Source organism: Acidisoma sp. 7E03, assembly GCF_054665075.1.
This window is the reverse complement of sequence record NZ_BAAFHE010000044.1, coordinates 1-2,068: the sequence shown is the minus strand read 5'-3', so window position 1 is coordinate 2,068 and position 2,068 is coordinate 1. Positions and strand designations below refer to the sequence as shown.

The 2,068-nt window shown below is 62.6% G+C and carries 3 protein-coding genes; all 3 read right to left on the bottom strand.

What is annotated here, in order from left to right; genetic code table 11:
* The coding region (locus ACYQ6W_RS22555) for a HAMP domain-containing protein (RefSeq protein WP_459678530.1) at positions 1–767 on the bottom strand (767 nt) is incomplete at its 3' end.
* 40 nt (positions 768–807) lie between these two features.
* The gene (locus ACYQ6W_RS22550; RefSeq protein WP_459678528.1) at positions 808–1,491 is read right to left on the bottom strand and encodes a winged helix-turn-helix domain-containing protein; all 684 of its coding nucleotides are present in this window, start codon (positions 1,489–1,491) and stop codon (positions 808–810) included.
* Between the two features lie 12 nt (positions 1,492–1,503).
* Positions 1,504–2,068, bottom strand: a 565-nt coding sequence (locus tag ACYQ6W_RS22545) for a COG4705 family protein (RefSeq protein WP_459678526.1), incomplete at its 5' end; no start/stop codon positions are given.

Sequence of the window (2,068 nt, the reverse complement as noted above, 5' to 3'; positions counted from 1 at the left end):
GCCTCTACCGCCTCCATCTGTCCCTGATGAGTTACAGAGCCCTCTCGGATACTTTCAAGCTTCTGATAAAGACGGGAGAGCGGCGTGCGCAAATCATGCGCGATGTCCGAGCTCACTTGCCGCAGGGTCTCCATCAACCCACTGATGCGGTCGAGCATGTGGTTGAGCGTGGCCGAGAGGCGGTCGAAATCGTCATCACCGTGCATCGGGATGCGACGTCCGAGATCGCCAGCGATGATGGCTTCAGCCGTGCGAGCGATCGTATCCACCCGTGCCAGAAAGGCGCGGCTGAGCAGCACGCCACCGCCGATACCGAGGACGACGGCCAGTCCCACGACCCAGGCGAAGGCAGAAGCGATGGCCTCCTCGACCTCGCCGATGCGCGCCAGATCGTCCCCTACCGCGAGGCGGAGGCCGCCGCCGAGATCGACGACGAGTGTGCGCAGCCGCTCCGGCCGCTCAAGATCGAGACCTGCCTCCTGCGTCTGCAGTACCGTCCAGCCGGGGCTGAGCCGTCCGGTCATCTCGATCTCGCCGGCGAGATGCTGACCAGCGGGTCCTTGCAGGAGGTAATCGGGCGCATCCGGCTCGCGCTGGCGCGCAGCGATCAACGCCTCCAGATGCGCGAGGCCGCCTCGTTGGTATTCCGCCTGGAGAAAAGCCGCATCGGATTGCACGCTCGCGGTGAGTTGCTGTTGCAGGCTGCCACGGGCCGTTAGAAACACGGCAACGCCGAGGATCGCCGACGAGAAAACGAAGAGCAGCACGTAAAGCGCCGCAAACCGAAAGCTCGCCGTGCGGAAAAGCCTAGGAAGTGGCGGCACGGAGAATGTAACCCGATCCACGGAGCGTATGGATCAACTCGGGGTAGCGTCCACCATGCGAGATCTTGGTGCGTAGGCGGCTCATATGGCTTTCAACGATGTTGGTCTTGGGATCGAAGTGAAACTCCCACACACCCTCAAGTAACATGGTGCGGGTCACCAAGCGGTCTGCATGGCGCATCAGAAATTCGAGCAGCAAGAATTCACGAGGCTGCAAATCGACCCGCTCTCCGCCCCGGGTGACTGTACGCTTCAGCAAGTCAAGCTCGAGATCAGCGACTGTCAGTGTCGTCGGCGAGGATTGGAGCGGTGGGCGCCGCGCGAGTGCCTGCAGGCGGGCGAGCAGTTCGGCGAAAGCAAAGGGTTTGACGAGGTAGTCCTCCCCTCCGGCTTCCAGTCCCTCCACCCGATCCCCTACACCGCGAAGCGCGGTGAGGAAGAGCACCGGCGTTTGCAGGCCGGCGCTGCGGATGGCGCGGACGAAGCTGAGACCATCCAGGCCCGGGAGCATGCGATCGACGATCATGACATCGTAGCACCCGGCACCCGCGAGGAAGATGCCCTCTCGCCCGTCCGGCGCGTGCTCGGCCGGATGGCCGTGTTCCCTGAGGCCTCGCAAGATATACTCAGCCGTCTCTTGATCATCCTCGACGAGTAGGACGCGCATCGATCCCTTCCTTCAGGCGCCGGCATCCTCTGTCGCGAACGTGGTTTCGCGTGCCAAGCGCTGCCGGTACTCGCCCATGAGAAACCAGACGAGACCAAGGATGACAACAAGGAAGACGGCACTCGTGATCGTGGTGCCAAGGCCGAAGCCGCCATCCCGCACCGGCTGGGACAAGAGATCGCCACAGGAGGCACCCAGGGGGCGGGTCAGGATGTAAGCGAGCCAGAAGCAAAGGATGGCATTGCCGCGCCACAGGAGGTGGTAGGCGGTGACGGCCGCGATGAGGATCGCGAAGATGAGGAGTGAGGGGAAATAACCGAGCGCCAGCCGCTCTGCCATGAGGTCACCCGCCGCCGTGCCGAGCGCGAAGGTGAACAGGATTGCCGCCCAGTAGAAGAGTTCGCGCTTGCGCGTATAGATCGTATGGATTGAAAGCGTCTTCTCCGATGCGTACCAGATCGCGAAGGTCATGCACAAAATCGCTGCGAAAACCGGGGTCGAGATCAGCAAGCTCACGCCCAGGTTGTCGCTGAGATTGTCGGTAATCAGGGTGCCGACGACACTGACCATGACGACG